Source organism: Paenibacillus sp. S29, assembly GCF_049319765.1.
Taxonomy (GTDB): Bacteria; Bacillota; Bacilli; order Paenibacillales; family Paenibacillaceae; genus Paenibacillus; species Paenibacillus polymyxa_B.
Genome location: NZ_JBMOUI010000001.1, coordinates 222,405 through 239,508, shown reverse-complemented (window position 1 = coordinate 239,508; position 17,104 = coordinate 222,405). Strand labels below are relative to the sequence as shown.

Below are 17,104 nucleotides of genomic sequence, written 5' to 3'. Positions count from 1 at the left end.
TTATTGTAGATGATAAAATAAGAAGATAAAGAGAAATTAATTCAAACAAAATTTCCTATTTTATAAAAGTGACTACGCTTTTAATCAAATATAGAGGAAACGGAGCAACCTTGAATGAAACTCCATGCCCAATTTTTACGGCTTCACTCACACGCAGCTGACAACAAGGACGAAAACCATACCATAGAGACGACGCTGGATGAGCTTGCGGCTATTTTTGACTGTACTCACCGCAACGCCTTGATGATCATTCAGAAAATGGAGCAGCATGACTGGATACAATGGACTCCCCGCCGAGGCAGAGGTCGTCGCTCCAGTCTGCGCTTCCTCATTCAACCGGAAGACATTGCCGTGCAATCCATGATGCAAGCCATAGACCGCCATGATATCAAACGCGCGCTGGATGAAATTCGAGTTCATTCACGCTCCTCCACCATGCAGGAGCATTTGCAAGGCTGGTTGCTGAATTATTTTGGGCATCACGCAGAGGTGCGCAGTGATCAGCAGCAGATCGACACGCTGCGTCTGCCTATTCGCCAGCAGCTCTATACGCTGGACCCGTTGTATTTGAACTGGCTCGCCGAGTCCTTCGTATCCAGCCACGTCTTTGATGGTCTGGCCCGCCGGGCGAACGAAAGCGGCGAGATTTTGCCGGGATTGGCGCACGCTTGGGAGGTGGATACCACTCGTACACAGTGGACCTTTTTCCTGCGTAAAGAAGTGTTGTTTCATAACGGAAAAATACTGACCGCTGAAGACGTCGTCTATACCTTTGAGCGACTGAGTCGGGCGCCGGGAAGGAGACTTTACCATTTTATCGTCCGGCAAATTCAGCACGTCCAGGCGCTAAGTCCAACGATAGTACGCTTCGTACTAAAGGAGCCGAACGAGCTGTTTCTATCCTTCCTGTGTACCAGCCGGGCTGCGATTGTGCCGCGTGAACTTAATCAGGTGGGTGAAGCCGCCTTTGGCATCCGCCCTGTCGGTACAGGGGCATTCAAAGTCACGGAAATGAACGAAAGCCTGTGTACACTGGAGGCTTTCGCACCTTATTTTCAAGGCCGGGCTCATCTGGACCGAGTGGAAATTGTCCAACTCCCATGGGCGACTAAGCTGGAATCGTCGGATACGGAAGACACCGCTTCTTCTTTTCACATTATCCATAATCCCGTATCGGCGGGAGATACGGATACCGCATGGAGCCAGATTCACTCGGCGGCTTCGGTACGCAAATTTATCACATGTAATACACACAAGGATGGACCACTACGCAATCCAGAAATACGTGCCCGCATTGTAGCATGTCTGGATCATCGCTCCCTTCCTCCAGCAGTGGATTCATCTAACGATTCTTATGAACCACTGGCGGCGCTGCAAATTGCTACCATTCCCGAGTATAAAGCAGACGCAGACCGGGTTGCGGCTCAGCTCGAATCCTGTGGGTATACCTGTAACATCGTGGCTGCATCTATGAACGAATTCAAAAGCTCATCTATCCGTATGGAGTCAGACTTAATCATCTTTTCTCTCTTTCGTGACCGTGATGAGCAATTACGCCTGTTTGACTTGTATCTCAATGTATCTGGGCATGTGGAGCCTCATAGCCGTGTGGATATCGAAAGACTGCTGCGTGAAATTGCACGGGAGGCCGATCATACTGTTAGGGCGCAGCAATTCGAACATATCGAAACTCGGCTCATGGATGAGCACCAGCTGCATATTTTATATGAAAAGCCCGTTCAGACGGCCTATCTCCCTTCTGTGCGTGGCGTATCTTTTAACAGTCAGGGCTGGGTGGATCTGCGTCATGTCTGGTTTCCACCTGCTCAACTTCCAGCTCCCCACTCTTGACGGCAAAAGTGCTCCTTCAAATGCACTTCACATCAAAAAAAGGTATCCTCTTCTTCATAAGAGAATACCTTTTTGAATGCCGCTTTCTAGATCCTCTAAGCGGATGGTTCAAGGGATGAAAAAGCCCATCCCCCCAACCCATGACTGTGGACGTCGCTAGGATCTTCCATAGGGGGGGTAACGGGTGAAAAATTCAATAGGACAAAAACATTAAATGCGAGCAGAGAAAAAACGATCTTTTTTATCATGGATGTACTCTACCTCTCCAAGTAAGTTTTTATATTCCTCTTTGTCCTCAGAAGTGGCAGTATGCCGATACTTTTCAAATAGTCCTACACATTTAATGGTGACAGGATTACCATTCAGCACTACAGAATAGGAAAGACTCTCAAGCAAGAATTTCATGCCTTTGGTATAACGGTGTTTGTTGAGATCATAACAAGCCATCTCTGCCAAAAATCGTGCATAAAGATCTGCTGACATTTGCTCCGTATAGGTGCCTACCTTGACATGCTGATCTGCAAATGCCTCAATTTGTTTTTCAAAGTGCAACAGTACATGATCTACATTAAAATCATAACGGTTGGCCGCTACCATAATTTTATGCAACCCCACCAGAATTTCGCCTTCGTTTTTTTCCAAATAATCCATATATTGTGGAATCACATCCAGGCTGCCTGACATCAACTGATATAAATACCCGTTGGCCTCAGCCCAGTTGCTACAAAGGGCCTTTAAACGCCGAGCTTCTTCCGTATCCTCTTGCACCCAGCTCAAATCAGAGTATAGGGATACAAATTCCAGTGCCTTCTGATAATCCCCGCGCTCATCCCACACCCCGGCACGCAGCACGTAAGAATATACAATATACATAAACAAAGGACCCTTAGGTTCCTTGCCACGCTCCGGTCTTCTGGTATTTCCGTATTTTTGCTCGTATTGTACCTTGGCTTTTTGAGCCATTTTTTCAGCAAACCATTCTACTTTATCCCAACGCCGCAAGGAGGCATAGGTATTAGCCAGGTCTCTTAAGGCATCCAGTTGGTCTGCTTCACCCAGTCGGTCCACAAAGCTTTCGAAGTGTGTGGCTGCCCATAAATTTCCGTCCTGGTCATCGCCAACGGCAATCGTAAATAAACGATATTGGCAGAGCGCCAGACGCTCTGAATGTTGGTACTTCTCACTTTCGGAAACATTTTTATAAATAATTGCCGCAGCCTCAAGCTTACCTTCACTGAATAATTCTTCTGCTGTCTCAAACAAAGCTGGGGCGTATATGAGATAGTCCATCATAAACTCCACGACTTGCTTAATACAATCCAGTTTGTTCAGCTCTGCACAGCGATGCAAAAAGGGACGAACCCGTCGCCAATTCGGTGCCGTATTCCGTATAAATTCATCAATGTATAACTCATAGAGGCTCCCTTCTTCAAGCCCCATGCCTGCACCAATCCGATCCAACAGCAGCATCGCAATCGGACGATTACCGTTAATAATGGCACTGATCGTTCCTGCATTAATACCTGTGTTCTCCCCAAACTTACTAATCGTAATTCCTTCTCGTCTGATGTACTGCTCCAGCTCTGCGCGAATTGTGGTTGTTTCCTTCAAATCAGGCACCCCCAGGGATTACTTGCATGATTACAATACAAAAAAAGAAAATTCCCGTGAATATTCCCTTAATTATACAAAAGAAAGCCCACTTAGCCAACTGCTCAAGTAAATTTATATCAAAAAATTCAATAATTCTCCGAATTGCCGTATACTACGGGGAGGTGAGCCGAACAGCTACACCCAATCGGTACGCAGGAAAGGATACGACAAATGGACAACACCCCTACAACAGAACAAGAGATTGCACAATGGATGGTCGCGCAGATCCGTGAAGTGGGCACCCTGAAACAAGAAGATGCAATTGCATATGTACGCTCTGAGTATGGAGAGCAGTATGTATTTATAAGCGAGCATGGTCATGTATCTCTGGAAAAAGAAATCAAAAAAGCATTCCGCAAGCTTCATGGTGGCAGAATTGCCTGGGATCGTGACGGATTTCTCTGGGCCTGGACTTAACAAGCAAAGCATCTGCCCTAGGCAGGTGTTTTTTTAATCATTTATCCATATATCCTCTGGAGTCGGTTAATTTCTTCCTTCACAAACTGTCGGAGTGTTACAGGCTCCACAACTTCAACCCTACCGATCCAATCCATAGCATCGCGACAAGCCGCTTCATAACTATACATGTTGACCGTTAGAATGAAATGATTGCCTTCCTGTACAGACTGGATGATTTCCATTCTTTTCGCTATAATTCCCACTTGCTTCTTATTCGTTCGGATCAAAACGGGATAGTATTCTTTCTCTGTACAAAGCTGCTTAAACGCGGTTTCTTGCCTCATCCAATGATATTCCAGCGAAAAATCCACCGGAACCTCAAAGACTTCCGCAGACGGCTGAACCTCCTTGATTCGCTCACATTTAAAGGTCCGAATCTCCTGCCCAACTTCACAGAAGGCAATGAGATACCAATCTCCTTTTTTCACCACAAGTCCATAGGGATGCACATGACGGGAAGAACAGATTCCGTCAGCTTTCTCATATTGAATGGTTATTTTATGTGACCCCCACACTGCAGTTCTCACGGCCTCAAGACAAGGAATGGCTATACGTTCCGTCCACCACGGCGTATCATCAAAATAAAACCGCGCTTTGGCTTTCTTAATATCGGACTGATACGGGTCTGGCATCGTCTGTTCCAGTTTGAGCAGAGCATTCTTTAACTTCAAACCCGATTCCGTGGGCCCGCCTGTATAAATGCCCATCCCTGTTAAATACAACTGAATAACATCCCCGCCATTCAACTGTTTCAAGTTCGCCGTATAACCCTCCATTAAATAAATTCCGCCCTTCGGGCCGGATGCGGTAACAATCGGAACGCCGGCTTCAGCCAGGAGATCGATGTCCCTGTAAATAGAGCGTACAGAGGTTTCCAGTGCCAACGCCAATTCTTTGGCCTTCATTCTCCCTCTAGATTGATACATAATAAAATCGCGATTAAACGATGCAGTCTCACAATCATACCTCCACAATAGATGGTTAACCCGAATTGAAAAGATGATGCAACGATTGTTGACACCCTGTTGGCAGTAATAGGTGTGTATCATAGAAGTAAAGGGGTGTAATGGATGATGAATATTGGAATATTGGGGACGGGATTCGGCGCGTATCATGCCTCACTGTTAAACAACCATCCCAAAGTAAACAGAATCATGGTATTTGGAAGGAACGAAACCAAGCTGCAAAAGCTGAAAGAGGAGCTAAACGTAGAAGTCACACAAAATATAGAGGATATTCTGCTGGACCCAGACGTGGATATCGTCGATCTATGCCTGCCCTCCCAGCTGCATAGGTCCTATGCCGTGGATGCGCTGAAGCACGGTAAGCATGTATTTTGTGAAACACCGGTTTGCTTTGATCTCGAAGACGCTCTTCTTATGCAACAAGCTGAGAAGCAATATAGCAAAAAGATTCTGGTCAACCAGTTCATTAAGTTTGATCCCGCCTGGGATCATGCACTTGAATGCTTTGGCGGACATTCGGAAAGCCTGATTCCACTGGAATCGGCTGTACAAGCGCTGAAAGTGGCTGTTGAGATTAAAAGCAGACTGGGGCAAGCCCAGCGTTAATCCCGTATTTTTTCTTATGCCTGTTCTTATCTACGGAAATCAGCTTCCTATAAGGAAGCTGTGTCCGCAGGCAAGGAAACTTCGTCCGCGTAGTTCGTTGCCATAATCTTGGCTACCCCTGCCGGGTCGGTCGTCTGCCCCAACGCCCACATCATTTTCGTCACCAGCGCTTCCGTTGTCATGTCATACCCCGGAATAACGCCCTTCTCCAGTACCTTTTGCCCCACTTCGTAAATCGTCAAATCCCCGCCCTCATAAGGACATTGAGTAGTCACGACAATACTCATACCGTCCTTCATCAGCTCCTCGATTTTGCTGATCAGGCTTCTTTCTTTAAAAGGAACGCCACCCATACCAAAGCCCTCAATGACGATACCTTTATAGCCCAAGCCCTGAATGGCATCGAAAATCGCCGGATTCGTACCCGGAATCAGCCTGAGCAGGAATACCTCCGAAGCATACCCGTCGTTGTATGGGTGACGAGCGGTACCGCGATTTGCAAATATGCCCTCCGTATAGACCACCTTACCGTTCTCCACGAGTCCGATATACGGATAGTTAATACTCTCAAAAGCATTATAGCTGCGTGTTCTGATCTTCGAGCTGCGGCTGCCGTTAATAATTTTGCCGTTAAACACGACAAAAACCCCGGCCACCTCGCCACATGCGGTCAGGAATGAGTCGATTACATTTTTTTTGGAATCGCTGTGCTCCGCCAAAATGGAAACCTGCGAACCTGTCACGACGACGGGTTTGTCTACGGTTCCCAGCATGAAGCTCAAGGCTGAAGCCGTATAAGCCATCGTATCCGTGCCGTGTGCAATGACAATACCGTCGTATTGATCGAGCGAACGATGTACCATCCGGGCGATAGAAGCCCAATCCTCAGGTTGTGTATTTGTGCTATCAATGCTCATCAGATTATGGGCATCAATCTCGCAAATCTCCTTCAGCTCCGGAATTTCCGCCAAAATATTTTCAGCCGATTGGGTCGGTGTCAGGCCGTTTTCCTGATAGGAGGAAGAAATGGTCCCTCCGGTATTAATGAACAAAACCTTTTTCATATGCCAATGTTCCTTCCCGATTACATCTTCACTGTATTGTTCTTAGAATTTATCATGAATAAGTGTGATAAGCTACTTTGCAATGGAAAAGAATTTGGGATATGAGGGGCCAAAAAAAGCACGACAAACAAGCGCGGGCTTTCCTTCCTCCTGCGACTTGTCTAACGTGCTTTTACTATAGGTGCAATACTCTACAGCGCTGCACATACCTATAACCCATCCACGTACTTCTTATGGGGATACAGGCTGCTCCTGTGGCGCTCTCTGCTGTACCAACGCTTTGCCCAGAAACTGCCGTGTCCGTTCTTCCTTCGGATTGGTGAAAAACTGCTCGACGGGTCCCTGCTCCACGATCACGCCATGCTCCATTAGTACAACCCGATCCGCTACATCTCTCGCAAAACCAAGCTCATGTGTGACAATAATCATCGTATTGCCTTCACTCGCCACCTTTTGAATCACGGACAACACTTCATCCACCAATTCAGGATCAAGTGAGGATGTCGGTTCATCGAACAACAACACCTGTGGATTTAGTGCTAAAGCACGGGCAATCGCAACTCGCTGCTGCTGTCCACCCGAAAGCTGGGCAGGATAATAAGTCATACGATCCTTTAACCCGACCTTTTCCAGAATGCCTTCACTGATCTCTCTCGCCTGCTTACGATCCAGCTTTTTCACACTGGTCAGACCAATCATCACATTGTGGAGTGCATTCAAATTTTTAAACAACTGATATTGCTGAAATACCATTGCCGTTGCCATCCGTAGTCCGAGAATGTCCTTTTTTCCCGCCTTGGCGGCATCGACCTTTACACCGTCAATTTCAATAACACCACTGGTCGGCTGTTCCAAAAAATTAATGCTGCGCAGCAGCGTGGACTTCCCCGATCCGCTTGGGCCCAGGATCACTACGACTTCTCCCTTGCCTACCGTCAGGTCTATGCCCTTCAACACGTGATGCTGTCCAAAATGCTTATGAATTTGATGAAGTTGAATCATACCCTTACTCACTTCTTTCGTAAATTCGAATACGCTTCTCCAGCACGACAAGCCCGCGCTCAATAATAATGCACACCAACCAGTAAATCAGAGACACCGCAACATATACCTCAAAAAAAGCCAACGCTCGCGCGCCCATAATTTTAGCCTGTCCCATCATATCGACGACACCGATCATAAAAATAAAAGACGTATCCTTCACCGTACTGATCAGCGTGTTTCCCAAATTGGGCAAAGCGACCGTCAACGCCTGCGGCAATACAATTTTGAGCATAATTTGTGTTTGGCTCATACCGATGGAATTAGCAGCCTCAAATTGTCCCCGGTCGACTGAATAAATCGCCGCCCGGAACGTCTCCGACAAATATCCCCCGAGGTTCAATGAAAATGAGAGCAACGCAAACAGCTCGGGCGGGATGACATAGACATTGAATTGCTGTAAGAATCCATATTCGCTCTGGAAATAATACAGAAACTTGGGTATTCCGTAATATACGAGAAACAGCTGCACAATGAGCGGTGTTCCCCGAATGTACGAGACATACAACGTAGACAATGGCGCCAAGACAGGCACCTTGTATATCCGGATTAAGGCCGTAGCTAACCCGATGATCCCACCCAGCAGCATGGACACAAACGCAATCCATAAGGTCACGGGAAGATACTCGACGATCTGGGGAAGGCTTTTCAGCATATAATCAAGATCAAACAGCTTTTCCATAGGAACCCCACTTTACCCTTTACATTGTTATTACTGAGGAATAAATTCTCCACCTGTCCACTGCTCAGACAATTTTTTCAGTGTTCCGTCCGCTTTCAGCTCTTTAATAATCGGGTCGATTTTAGCTTTCAGCTCTTCGCCCTGCTTATCCTTTTTGAACACCAGGTTGATGTTATCGCTTTGCACCGGCTCACCCACAGCTTCCACCTGCAAGCCTTCCTTCTTGATTGTTGCCGCCGCCATAACCGGATCATTCACATAAGCGTCCACTCGGCCATTTTGCACGTCTTGAAGGTTATCGGACGAAGTACCTGTATCATTGTATTTCAAAATAATTTTATTTCCGTTCTCCGCATTATACTGTTCCAGCAACTGTGTGTAGGAGTCGCCTACCGAGGCCGCTACCTTCTTGCCCTCCAAATCCTTGAGGGAATGAATATCCGTTCTACCCTTTTTCACAATAATAACCGACTGAGCCGAGAAATAGGACTCATCCGAGAACAAATACTTCTTCTCACGTTCAGGATTTTTGGCAACTTCATCGGCGATCATCTGAACTTTATTTGAATCTAGTGCAAGGAATATCGCATCCCAGCCCGAAGGTACAAATTCAATCCTATAGCCGTCCAGCTTCTTGTCGATCTCCTTGACTACTTCCACATCGTATCCAGTCAGCTCGTTTTTATCATTCGTAAAAGCAAACGGTGGGTAGTCATTTTGTGTGCCGACATAGATTACCTTATCCCCCGATGCCGCATCCTTCGAGGAACATCCACTCAAGGCACCCGTTAATAACACAAGAGATAGGCCAATCGCTGCTACCAAAGCAGATTTCTTCATATTATGACATCCCCTTTTTAATATCCAAGTAATTTACTATGATTTTATATTATAACGGGTTATTCAAATAATACAACAAGTAAATTTCATATTGATTATTTAGCTATATGTTGCACAAAAAAAGGACCCTTGCGGGTCCAATGTCATCCATGAAGCGGAAAACGCTCTGCTGGATGTTCCGGCAAAATGGACGAGATCAACCGTCGTACAGCCGGATGAGCAGATTCAAAAATCTGATCCTTCTCATCACAGCGCTCGATCAGTCTCCCCTGCTCCATCACAGCAATGCCATCGCAGACAGCATAAGCTGCCCGAATATCATGCGTGATGAACAGATATGACAATCCAAACGAAGATTTCAGTTCTCCCAGCAGGGATAAAATATGCATCTGGTGAACCATATCGAGGCTGCTGACGGACTCATCCAGCACGATCAGCTTTGGTTTGAGCGCAATCGCCCGTGCAATATTGATCCGCTGCAATTGTCCGCCACTGAACTGATGCGGATATTTAATCCGATCCTCTGGCTTGAGGCCGACCCGTTCCAGTAGGCTTTCGACCGTTCTTTTTTGTTCCTGCACCGATAACCGTTCGTAATTGTCCAATGGCTCCCCAATAATCTGCCCGGCGGTCATTCGGGGGTTTACAGCAGAGTAGCAGTCCTGAAATACGACCTGCATATCCCGTCGCATTCCCCTGCGGACTTGAGGGCTCGCATTATAAATGTCCTGTCCCTGGAACAGCACCTGACCCTCCTGCGGCTTCTCCAGCCCCAGAATAACCTTGCCCAGCGTGCTTTTACCGGCTCCACTGGTTCCAAGTAAGCCTAGGCAAAACCCACTCTCTATAGTAAGTGAAACGTTAGCCAACACAGGGGGGCGTGGTTCAGAACGGCCCAGCCATTTGCGCCTTCCATAGCTATGAGTTACTTTCTTCACTTGTAGCATACGCATTCGCTCCCCTTTTGAAAGTGTAACTGTCGAACAGGCGACTAACCACCTACCTGATTCATGCCCCGAATGGACAACTTGGGTCTGACTTGTAGCAGCATTTTGGTATATTCATCCTGCGGGTGATCGAACAACTGATGGACCTCAGCCTGCTCAACAATACGACCCTGCTGCATGACAGCCACTTCATCCGCCAATTGGGAAATGACGCCCAGATCATGCGAGATCAGCAAAATGGACGTATTGTATTCCGTACGCAAGCGATCCAGCTCTCGTAGCACCTGTAGCTGATTGACCACATCAAGCGCCGTCGTTGGTTCATCCGCAATAACCACTGCTGGCCGCAGGCACATGGAAATGGCAATCATGACCCGTTGCAGCATCCCGCCGCTCAACTGAAACGAATAACGCTTCATCAGCTTGGCTGGATCGGGCAAATTCATATTTTCCAGAGCCGTTATGGCAAGATCACGGGCCTGTCGTTTGGTTAATCCAGTGTGCGTGCGGACCGTTTCCATAAACTGAGCTCCGATCGTATACACTGGCGTAAAGGCGCTCATCGGATTTTGCATAATAAACGCGATTTCCTTGCCCCGAATACGCCGCATTTCCTCGGCCGCCATTCCGTTCAGTTCACGCCCGTTCAGACGGACACTACCTTCCACGTCCATCGTCTGGCGATCCAGCAGTTGGAGCAATGCTTTACAAGTCACCGTTTTGCCGCTTCCACTCTCACCGACAAGACCCAGAACTTGTCCCCTTTTCAGCTCAAAATGAGTTGGCTCCAGCAGAGATACCGCCCCGGCATCGGTTTTGAGCTTCACCTGTAAGCCGCTGACCTCCAGCACCTTCGCCCTGTCGTCCATCGTTGTAACTCACTCCTGTTTTACTGACGTTTGGCAATTCCGTATCGGTCGGACAGCGCCTCCCCCAATATATTGAAGGCCATCACCACCACCAGAATCATAACTCCCGGATAGATCATTAATTCCGGATGACTGCGAATGTATCCCGTTCCCTCATGAATCATGGCTCCCCATTCAGGGGTCGGCGGCTGAATGCCTAGACCAAGGAACGACAACGCGGAAATATCCATGATCGCCCAGCCCATTTCCAGCGTACCAATGACCACAATCGGCCGTAGCACATTCGGAATAATATGCCGCCGGATAATGGCCCCTGAGGAGGACCCACTAATCCTTGCAGCAGCTATAAAATTCCGTTCTTTCAGACTGACGACCATATTGCGGCACATTCTGGCATAATACACCCACTGCACCATCATTAAAGCAAGCAGCACCTGCATGAGGCCCGGCCCAAAAATACCGACAATGCCCAGCACAAGCACCAAATTCGGAAACGCCATAATACCTTCGCAAAACCGCATCAACACACTATCGACCCAGCCACCCACATAACCTGCAAGCGACCCGATCACAACGCCGATACTAAGCGAGGACAGGAAAATTAATGTCGCAAAGCCGAGGGAAATCCGCGCTCCATACAGCAACCGGGATAAATTGCATCGACCCAAATGATCGGTCCCCAGCCAGTATTCTTTCGAAGGTCCCTCCAGCTTGTGCAGTAAATTGACTTTAACCGGATCATGGGGAGCCAGCCAAGGAGCTAGCGCCATAATGATAAAAAGAGCAACCAGTACGACAGAGCAGACCACGATTACCTTTTGACTTTTGAACATTGTACGCAACCTTATCATCACTGCTCTGCTCGTCCCTTCGATGAAATTCGGGGGTCCATATACAAATGCACCAGATCAACGAGCAAATTGCATACGATGAACAGGCATGCCGCCAAAAATACATAGCATTGTATGACGGGAATATCCCGGTTAAAAATCGCTTCCACAAAATAACGGCCAAACCCGGGCCATGAAAACACCTGCTCCACAATAATTGTTCCGGTCAGAAGCTTGCCCAGATTCATACCCATACTTGTAATCAGTGGAGCAATGGCAATTTTCAGTACATGCTTGAGCATGATCACCCGCTCACGGATTCCTCGAGTTCTGGCATACTGCACATACGTTTCCTGAAGCTGCTCCAACACACTGGAACGCAGCAGGCGCGTATATAAAGCAATCAGAACCAGCGACAGGGTTAACGTGGGCAACACCAGATGCTGCCACGTTCCTCGCCCCTCTACAGGGAGCCAATCCAATCGGACAGAGAAAAAGAAGATTAACAAATATCCCAGCCAGAACTGGGGTATAGACGCGCCAAAATATGAAATTCCTCGACTAAGCATGTCGATCCAGCCATTTTTACGCATCGCCGCCAGCACGCCCAGCGGAATACTTACCACAATAGATAGCAACATACTGCTCACAGCCAATTCAAAAGTGGCGGGCAGCCGAACCTTGACCTCATCCCACACCGGCTTGTTGGTTAGATACGAAGTACCAAAGTCCAATTGACTGATTCTTTGAAGTGTATGCATATACTGCGTCAGCAAAGGCTGATCCAGCCCGAACTCATGTCTTTTCTGCTCCAGAATCTCTGGAGTAGGGTAAATATGAGCAGCCGTCAAATAGGCCTCGGCCGGATCAACTGGTGAAATATGAATGAGTGCAAAGGTAACGAGGGTGGCAAAGAGAACAATAGGAATGACCGCTACCATTCGCTTCCCGATATAGCTGATCATGAGTTGTCCTCCTATCCTGTAAACTACCGTTACCCATCGGCTTCAGCTACTTTCCGATTTCAATTCCCTCAAACGGATTTTCATCCCGATTAGCCGGGAATACAAAGTTTGTAATCTTTTTCTGGTACACTGCCGTTTTCTTAATATACGAAATAGGTACAATGGCAGATTGCTCCTGGAGCGTCTTCAGAATCGAAGCATACAGCTCTTGGCGCTTGATTTCATCTGTCGATGAGAGCGCTTCGTGTACTTGCTGATCCAGGTCTTTCTTCATCGGAAGGGCGCTCAGCACCTCGGAAATTCCGAAGCTCTTCTTAGCAATAACATTAATAAAGGAATGCGGATCATAAGGCGCACCATAGTTATACCAGAAGTACAGATCAAACTGGTTGGATCTAAGGCGCTTAATTTGAACCGTCAGCTCCAGTCCGGTCAGGTTCACTTTGACACCCAGTTCTCCCCATTCAGCCTGAATGGTTTCAGCCATCGCCTTTTGGATCGGATCAGTCTTATCAAAAATCAGCTCAAAATCCAGCTGTTGTCCGTCTTTTTCCCGTACTGTACCGCCTGCGGGCAGCTTCCAGCCAGCCTCATCCAGCAACGATTTGGATTTTTCCACATCATAGCCAACAGGCTGTAAGTTTACATTCGTATACGGATAGTTTTTGGATAAAACCGTATCGGCTGTTTCCTCCAGCCCCGAGGTTACACCTTCCACCATTGCCTGCTTGTTAAAGCCATGCTGGAGTGCCAGACGTACCCGAAGGTCTGCCAGCTTGGGATTGGATGAGTTGAGTAACAGGCTTCTTGTACCGACAGGCTCGGACAGCGTGGTAACATACTGATTCGTGTCGCGAAGCTGTTTGAAAGCATCCAGACTAATGACACCCTCTCCATAAATCAGATCCAGATCGCCTTTTTCAAAGGCCATTACACGGGTTTCGCCATCGGGAATGATTTTTACCGTGATTTTATCCACCTTTGGTGCAGTGCCCCAATAATTTGGATTACGCTTAAAGGTTGCATATTCATCTTGCTTGTATTCATCCAGCATCCAAGGTCCTGTACCTACAGGTTTCTTGATTCCTTTGGACGTATCTCCATCATCCGGGAACCCCGCTTCACCCAGAAAACGGAACGGGCGAACGACAGACAAATCCTGAAGCACTGGGTAGTATGGTTCTTTGAGTGTCATTCGGAAGGTGCTGTCATCTACAGCTTCAGTTTTGTCGAGAACGCCTACTATACCAAGCCAGCTGTGCGTCTTCTCATTTTTCATAATAGCGTCAAAGTTCTTTTTGACAATGGCTGCATTAAATAGCGTTCCATCCGAAAATTTCACACCTTTGCGCAGCTTAAATGTATATATTTTGCCGTCCTTGGAAATGGTCCAGGATTCAGCCAAAGCAGGCTCCAGCTTGCCTCCTTGCTTGTAGCTGACTAACGGCTCATAAACCATAGATTGTGCAAAAAGTTGGGAAGGATTATATACGTGAGGATTCATCGTACCAATGTCACGCGGCCACGATAGCGTGATCGACTTTTCATTGGCAGCTCCGTCAGTAGAGGTGGATGCAGGTGTGTTCTCCTGCTTCGCGCAGCCCAAAACAACGGATAATAAGAGGAGCGCCACCAACATAAGGGTGGCAGTCTTGCGGTGTCGAACGGACATCAATGTATTTCCCCTTTTCTATATATGTGATAATGATTATCATAATCATATTTAGAATAGGTACCACGTTCTATTTTGTCAACAACATTCGACAAGCCATCCTCTTATTTATTTTAAATTTGTAGAATATTAAATTTATGGCTTAATTCGCCAACGTTTGAAACAGAGTACGTGTGTACTCATGCTGTAACAAGTCTTTATCCCATTCCTTAAATATTTCCACGATCTCCCCCTGAACCATGACGGCAACGCGGTCACAAAAATGACGAGTAGATTGGAGATCGTGAGTGATGAATAGGTAGGACAACTCACGTTCCTGCTGCATTCTCTTAAGCATGCCCAGTACGGAAAACTGCGTTGTCGTATCCAGATTGGCGATCGATTCATCGAACAAGATAATATCCGGCTCCACCGCCAACGCTCGGGCAATACATACCCGCTGTTTTTGCCCGCCACTTAGTTGTGTTGGGTATTTTTCCAGACATTCCGTGTCCAGCCCCACAGATTCCAGTAAAGACTGGCAAATATCCAGTGCTTGCGCTTTTCGTCCAGGAAAATAATTGTGGATTGGCTCCTCCAAAATATCTCGTATGGTCATGCGAGGATGGAGCGAGGAAGACGAATCCTGTGCGACCAGTTGGATTCGTTTGTACAGATGGATATCCTTCATCCTTCCGGTGTGAATGGGCTGGTCATCCAGCCAAATCTCTCCTGAAGTCAACGACTCCAGCCCTAGAATACATTGTGCCAGCGTGCTTTTGCCACTTCCACTTTCTCCAACCAGTCCGAGACATTCCCCCTGTCGTAGCTCCAGACTCACCTTCTTCACGGCCTGCTCGCTATCTTGCGTGCTGAACCAGCCTTTTCTCCGTTTGCGGACAGGGTATGCTTTGGTCACATTCTTCAATTCCAGCATCACTGGTGCATCCTTCCTTCCGGGCTCATCTCCAACACTCGATCTGCTATGCGGCTCATACCCTGGCGATCATGTGAAATCAACAATATGGTGAGATCAAAGTCTTCTCTCAATTGTTGCAGCAATGCCAAGACCTTGTCGCGGTTGATAACATCCAACGCCGTAGTAGGCTCATCGGCAATAAAGAGGCTCGGACCGGAGCTTAACATTGCAGCCAGCAGCACCCTTTGACACATGCCTCCGCTTAGTTCAAAAGGATATGACGACAAAATATGCTCAGGATTTGCAAATCCAACCTTGCGGAGCAGAGAGCGCAAATAGGCCTCCCGTACTGGAGTAGCGCCTCCTCTGGCTATCTCCGAGGCACGGCTCAGCATCTGCCGTATCCGTGGCAGCACGCCCAGTGGGTGGACTTGCTGCGGTGCATTGTGGGATGGGGCAGCACCAGCGTGCCCCGGCTTCATCTGGTCGTGCGGCATCCAATGCCGCCCGTGCAGTCTAAGCGTGTCCATCAGCTGGGCGCGGACAGTCCGGATCGGGTTCAACCCGCTCAGCGACTGTTGAATGAGCAGGGCAATATCCTCTCGGCGCAGCCTTTGCCAGCGCCGTTCCTGGAGCGGGAGAATGTCTTCCCCGTTATAGTAGATACGCCCTTGCGTAACATTAATACCTGGCTCCAGCATGCCTGCGATTGCGTGTGCGGTCAGGCTCTTGCCGCATCCACTCGGTCCGGTCAGGGCCACAATCTCCCCTGAATATATGGAAAAGCTCACATCACGCAGCAGTAGTTTGCTCCCGCTTCCGCTTGCTCCTACGCCTGTGCGGCAGATTTCCAAATGTTCCACGTGTAACAACGGTTTTCGCTCTGCCACTTGCTCTACCGTATCCTTGCACCCAAGGGCTGTTTGATCCTCCACTATTTGGCCGCCCCCTTTTCCGAAAAGCGGTCGCCCAAAAGCTGGCAGGCAAGTACGAACAGCATAATCGCCAAGCCCGGGAAAATCATGACATGCGGAGCCACCTGAAAATACGAGGTTGCATCATGCAGCATCACGCCCCACTCTGGCTTGGGCGGCTGTACACCCAGTCCAAGAAAGGACAGCCCAGCGATCATCAGCACCACGCGTCCGATATCCCATACTGCATAAACCAACAACTGTGGCAACGCTTGTGGCAATACATAACGGCTCAGTATACGTACGTGTGAATTGCCGGATAAACGGGCATATCGAACGTAGTCCTCCTGACAGGCTTTTTGAACCAGACTACGGATATACCGGACATAGCCCGCCCACCGTACCGCAATAATCGCAAGGGTCATGTTAACAAAACCTGGACCCAAAATGCCCACAATTGCCACCGTTAAAATAATATCAGGAAAAGCCAGTACGCCGTCGATTCCACGCATAACCAGCTGATCCACGCGTCCGCGCACATAACCAATGAGTAACCCTATAGGCAGACTGAAACACAGCGTAGCTACAGTAATTGCACATGCGATTAGCACGCTCATCCGAATCCCGTAAATTAGCCTTGACAGCACATCCCGACCCAGATGATCCGTACCGAAAGGATATTTCCGACTGGGTGGTGCCAGACGGTTCAAAAGATCCACTTGAAGCGGATCATGAGGAGCGACCCATGGAGCTAATAACCCAAGCAGCACGATCAGACCAAACAGTACGCCTCCTGCCAGCAAGCTCCCTTGAAAGGAAAGCCGTATCTTTTTCATTTTCAGCTTCCC

Annotated in this window: 17 protein-coding genes; 3 read left to right on the top strand and 14 right to left on the bottom strand. The window is 47.9% G+C overall.

Going from position 1 to position 17,104, the window contains the following annotated elements:
- Positions 1-114: 114 nt before the first annotated feature.
- Complete coding sequence (locus ACL9RM_RS01120; protein ID WP_165178105.1) at positions 115-1,851, top strand: ABC transporter substrate-binding protein; 1,737 nt, start codon at positions 115-117, stop codon at positions 1,849-1,851.
- A 210-nt stretch (positions 1,852-2,061) separates the two neighbouring features.
- On the opposite strand, the gene ACL9RM_RS01115 is transcribed toward ACL9RM_RS01120, so the two are convergent.
- Positions 2,062-3,462, bottom strand: a complete 1,401-nt coding sequence (locus ACL9RM_RS01115; RefSeq protein WP_322158995.1) for a transcriptional regulator — start codon at positions 3,460-3,462, stop codon at positions 2,062-2,064.
- 213 nt (positions 3,463-3,675) lie between these two features.
- Between ACL9RM_RS01115 and ACL9RM_RS01110 the strand changes: the two genes are divergently transcribed.
- Positions 3,676-3,921 carry a DUF6953 family protein gene (locus ACL9RM_RS01110; protein WP_013312611.1) on the top strand — a complete coding sequence of 82 codons (246 nt, stop codon included), beginning with the start codon at positions 3,676-3,678 and terminating at the stop codon, positions 3,919-3,921.
- Positions 3,922-3,962: 41 nt separating this feature from the next.
- On the opposite strand, the gene ACL9RM_RS01105 is transcribed toward ACL9RM_RS01110, so the two are convergent.
- Positions 3,963-4,868: a helix-turn-helix transcriptional regulator gene (locus tag ACL9RM_RS01105; RefSeq protein ID WP_414126064.1), complete on the bottom strand. Its 906-nt coding sequence runs from the start codon at positions 4,866-4,868 to the stop codon at positions 3,963-3,965.
- Positions 4,869-5,033: 165 nt separating this feature from the next.
- On the opposite strand from ACL9RM_RS01105, the gene ACL9RM_RS01100 reads away from it, so the two are divergent.
- On the top strand, positions 5,034-5,534 hold the full coding sequence (locus ACL9RM_RS01100; RefSeq protein ID WP_250266965.1) for a Gfo/Idh/MocA family protein: 501 nt from the start codon (positions 5,034-5,036) through the stop codon (positions 5,532-5,534).
- 47 nt (positions 5,535-5,581) lie between these two features.
- Here ACL9RM_RS01100 and ACL9RM_RS01095 read toward each other — a convergent pair whose 3' ends face one another.
- The 12 genes from ACL9RM_RS01095 to ACL9RM_RS01040 all read right to left on the bottom strand — a co-directional run bounded on the left by ACL9RM_RS01095 (position 5,582) and on the right by ACL9RM_RS01040 (position 17,092).
- On the bottom strand, positions 5,582-6,598 hold the full coding sequence (locus ACL9RM_RS01095; RefSeq protein WP_250266966.1) for an asparaginase: 1,017 nt from the start codon (positions 6,596-6,598) through the stop codon (positions 5,582-5,584).
- Positions 6,599-6,829: 231 nt separating this feature from the next.
- Positions 6,830-7,600 (bottom strand): amino acid ABC transporter ATP-binding protein, encoded by a 771-nt coding sequence (locus ACL9RM_RS01090; protein WP_250266967.1) that lies wholly within the window; start codon positions 7,598-7,600, stop codon positions 6,830-6,832.
- Between the two features lie 4 nt (positions 7,601-7,604).
- Complete coding sequence (locus ACL9RM_RS01085; RefSeq protein ID WP_250266968.1) at positions 7,605-8,321, bottom strand: amino acid ABC transporter permease; 717 nt, start codon at positions 8,319-8,321, stop codon at positions 7,605-7,607.
- A 30-nt stretch (positions 8,322-8,351) separates the two neighbouring features.
- On the bottom strand, positions 8,352-9,161 hold the full coding sequence (locus tag ACL9RM_RS01080) for a transporter substrate-binding domain-containing protein (protein WP_250266969.1): 810 nt from the start codon (positions 9,159-9,161) through the stop codon (positions 8,352-8,354).
- 143 nt (positions 9,162-9,304) lie between these two features.
- Positions 9,305-10,114: a nickel import ATP-binding protein NikE gene (gene nikE, locus ACL9RM_RS01075; RefSeq protein WP_039271913.1), complete on the bottom strand. Its 810-nt coding sequence runs from the start codon at positions 10,112-10,114 to the stop codon at positions 9,305-9,307.
- Between the two features lie 38 nt (positions 10,115-10,152).
- Positions 10,153-10,977, bottom strand: a complete 825-nt coding sequence (locus ACL9RM_RS01070; RefSeq protein WP_039271915.1) for an ABC transporter ATP-binding protein — start codon at positions 10,975-10,977, stop codon at positions 10,153-10,155.
- 20 nt (positions 10,978-10,997) lie between these two features.
- Positions 10,998-11,828: a nickel ABC transporter permease subunit NikC gene (nikC, locus tag ACL9RM_RS01065; RefSeq protein ID WP_039271917.1), complete on the bottom strand. Its 831-nt coding sequence runs from the start codon at positions 11,826-11,828 to the stop codon at positions 10,998-11,000.
- Positions 11,828-12,772, bottom strand: a complete 945-nt coding sequence (gene nikB / locus ACL9RM_RS01060; RefSeq protein WP_039271919.1) for a nickel ABC transporter permease subunit NikB — start codon at positions 12,770-12,772, stop codon at positions 11,828-11,830. The genes nikC and nikB overlap by 1 nt, the downstream gene beginning before the upstream one ends.
- Before the next feature lie 46 nt (positions 12,773-12,818).
- On the bottom strand, positions 12,819-14,444 hold the full coding sequence (nikA, locus tag ACL9RM_RS01055) for a nickel ABC transporter substrate-binding protein (protein WP_250266970.1): 1,626 nt from the start codon (positions 14,442-14,444) through the stop codon (positions 12,819-12,821).
- A 142-nt stretch (positions 14,445-14,586) separates the two neighbouring features.
- The gene (locus tag ACL9RM_RS01050; RefSeq protein WP_250266971.1) at positions 14,587-15,363 is read right to left on the bottom strand and encodes an ABC transporter ATP-binding protein; all 777 of its coding nucleotides are present in this window, start codon (positions 15,361-15,363) and stop codon (positions 14,587-14,589) included.
- Entirely contained in the window at positions 15,360-16,277 is a 918-nt protein-coding gene (locus tag ACL9RM_RS01045) for an ABC transporter ATP-binding protein (protein WP_250266972.1), read from the bottom strand. The genes ACL9RM_RS01050 and ACL9RM_RS01045 overlap by 4 nt, the downstream gene beginning before the upstream one ends.
- Positions 16,277-17,092, bottom strand: a complete 816-nt coding sequence (locus tag ACL9RM_RS01040) for an ABC transporter permease (RefSeq protein WP_250266973.1) — start codon at positions 17,090-17,092, stop codon at positions 16,277-16,279. Before ACL9RM_RS01040 ends, ACL9RM_RS01045 begins: the two co-directional genes overlap by 1 nt.
- Positions 17,093-17,104 lie beyond the last annotated feature (12 nt).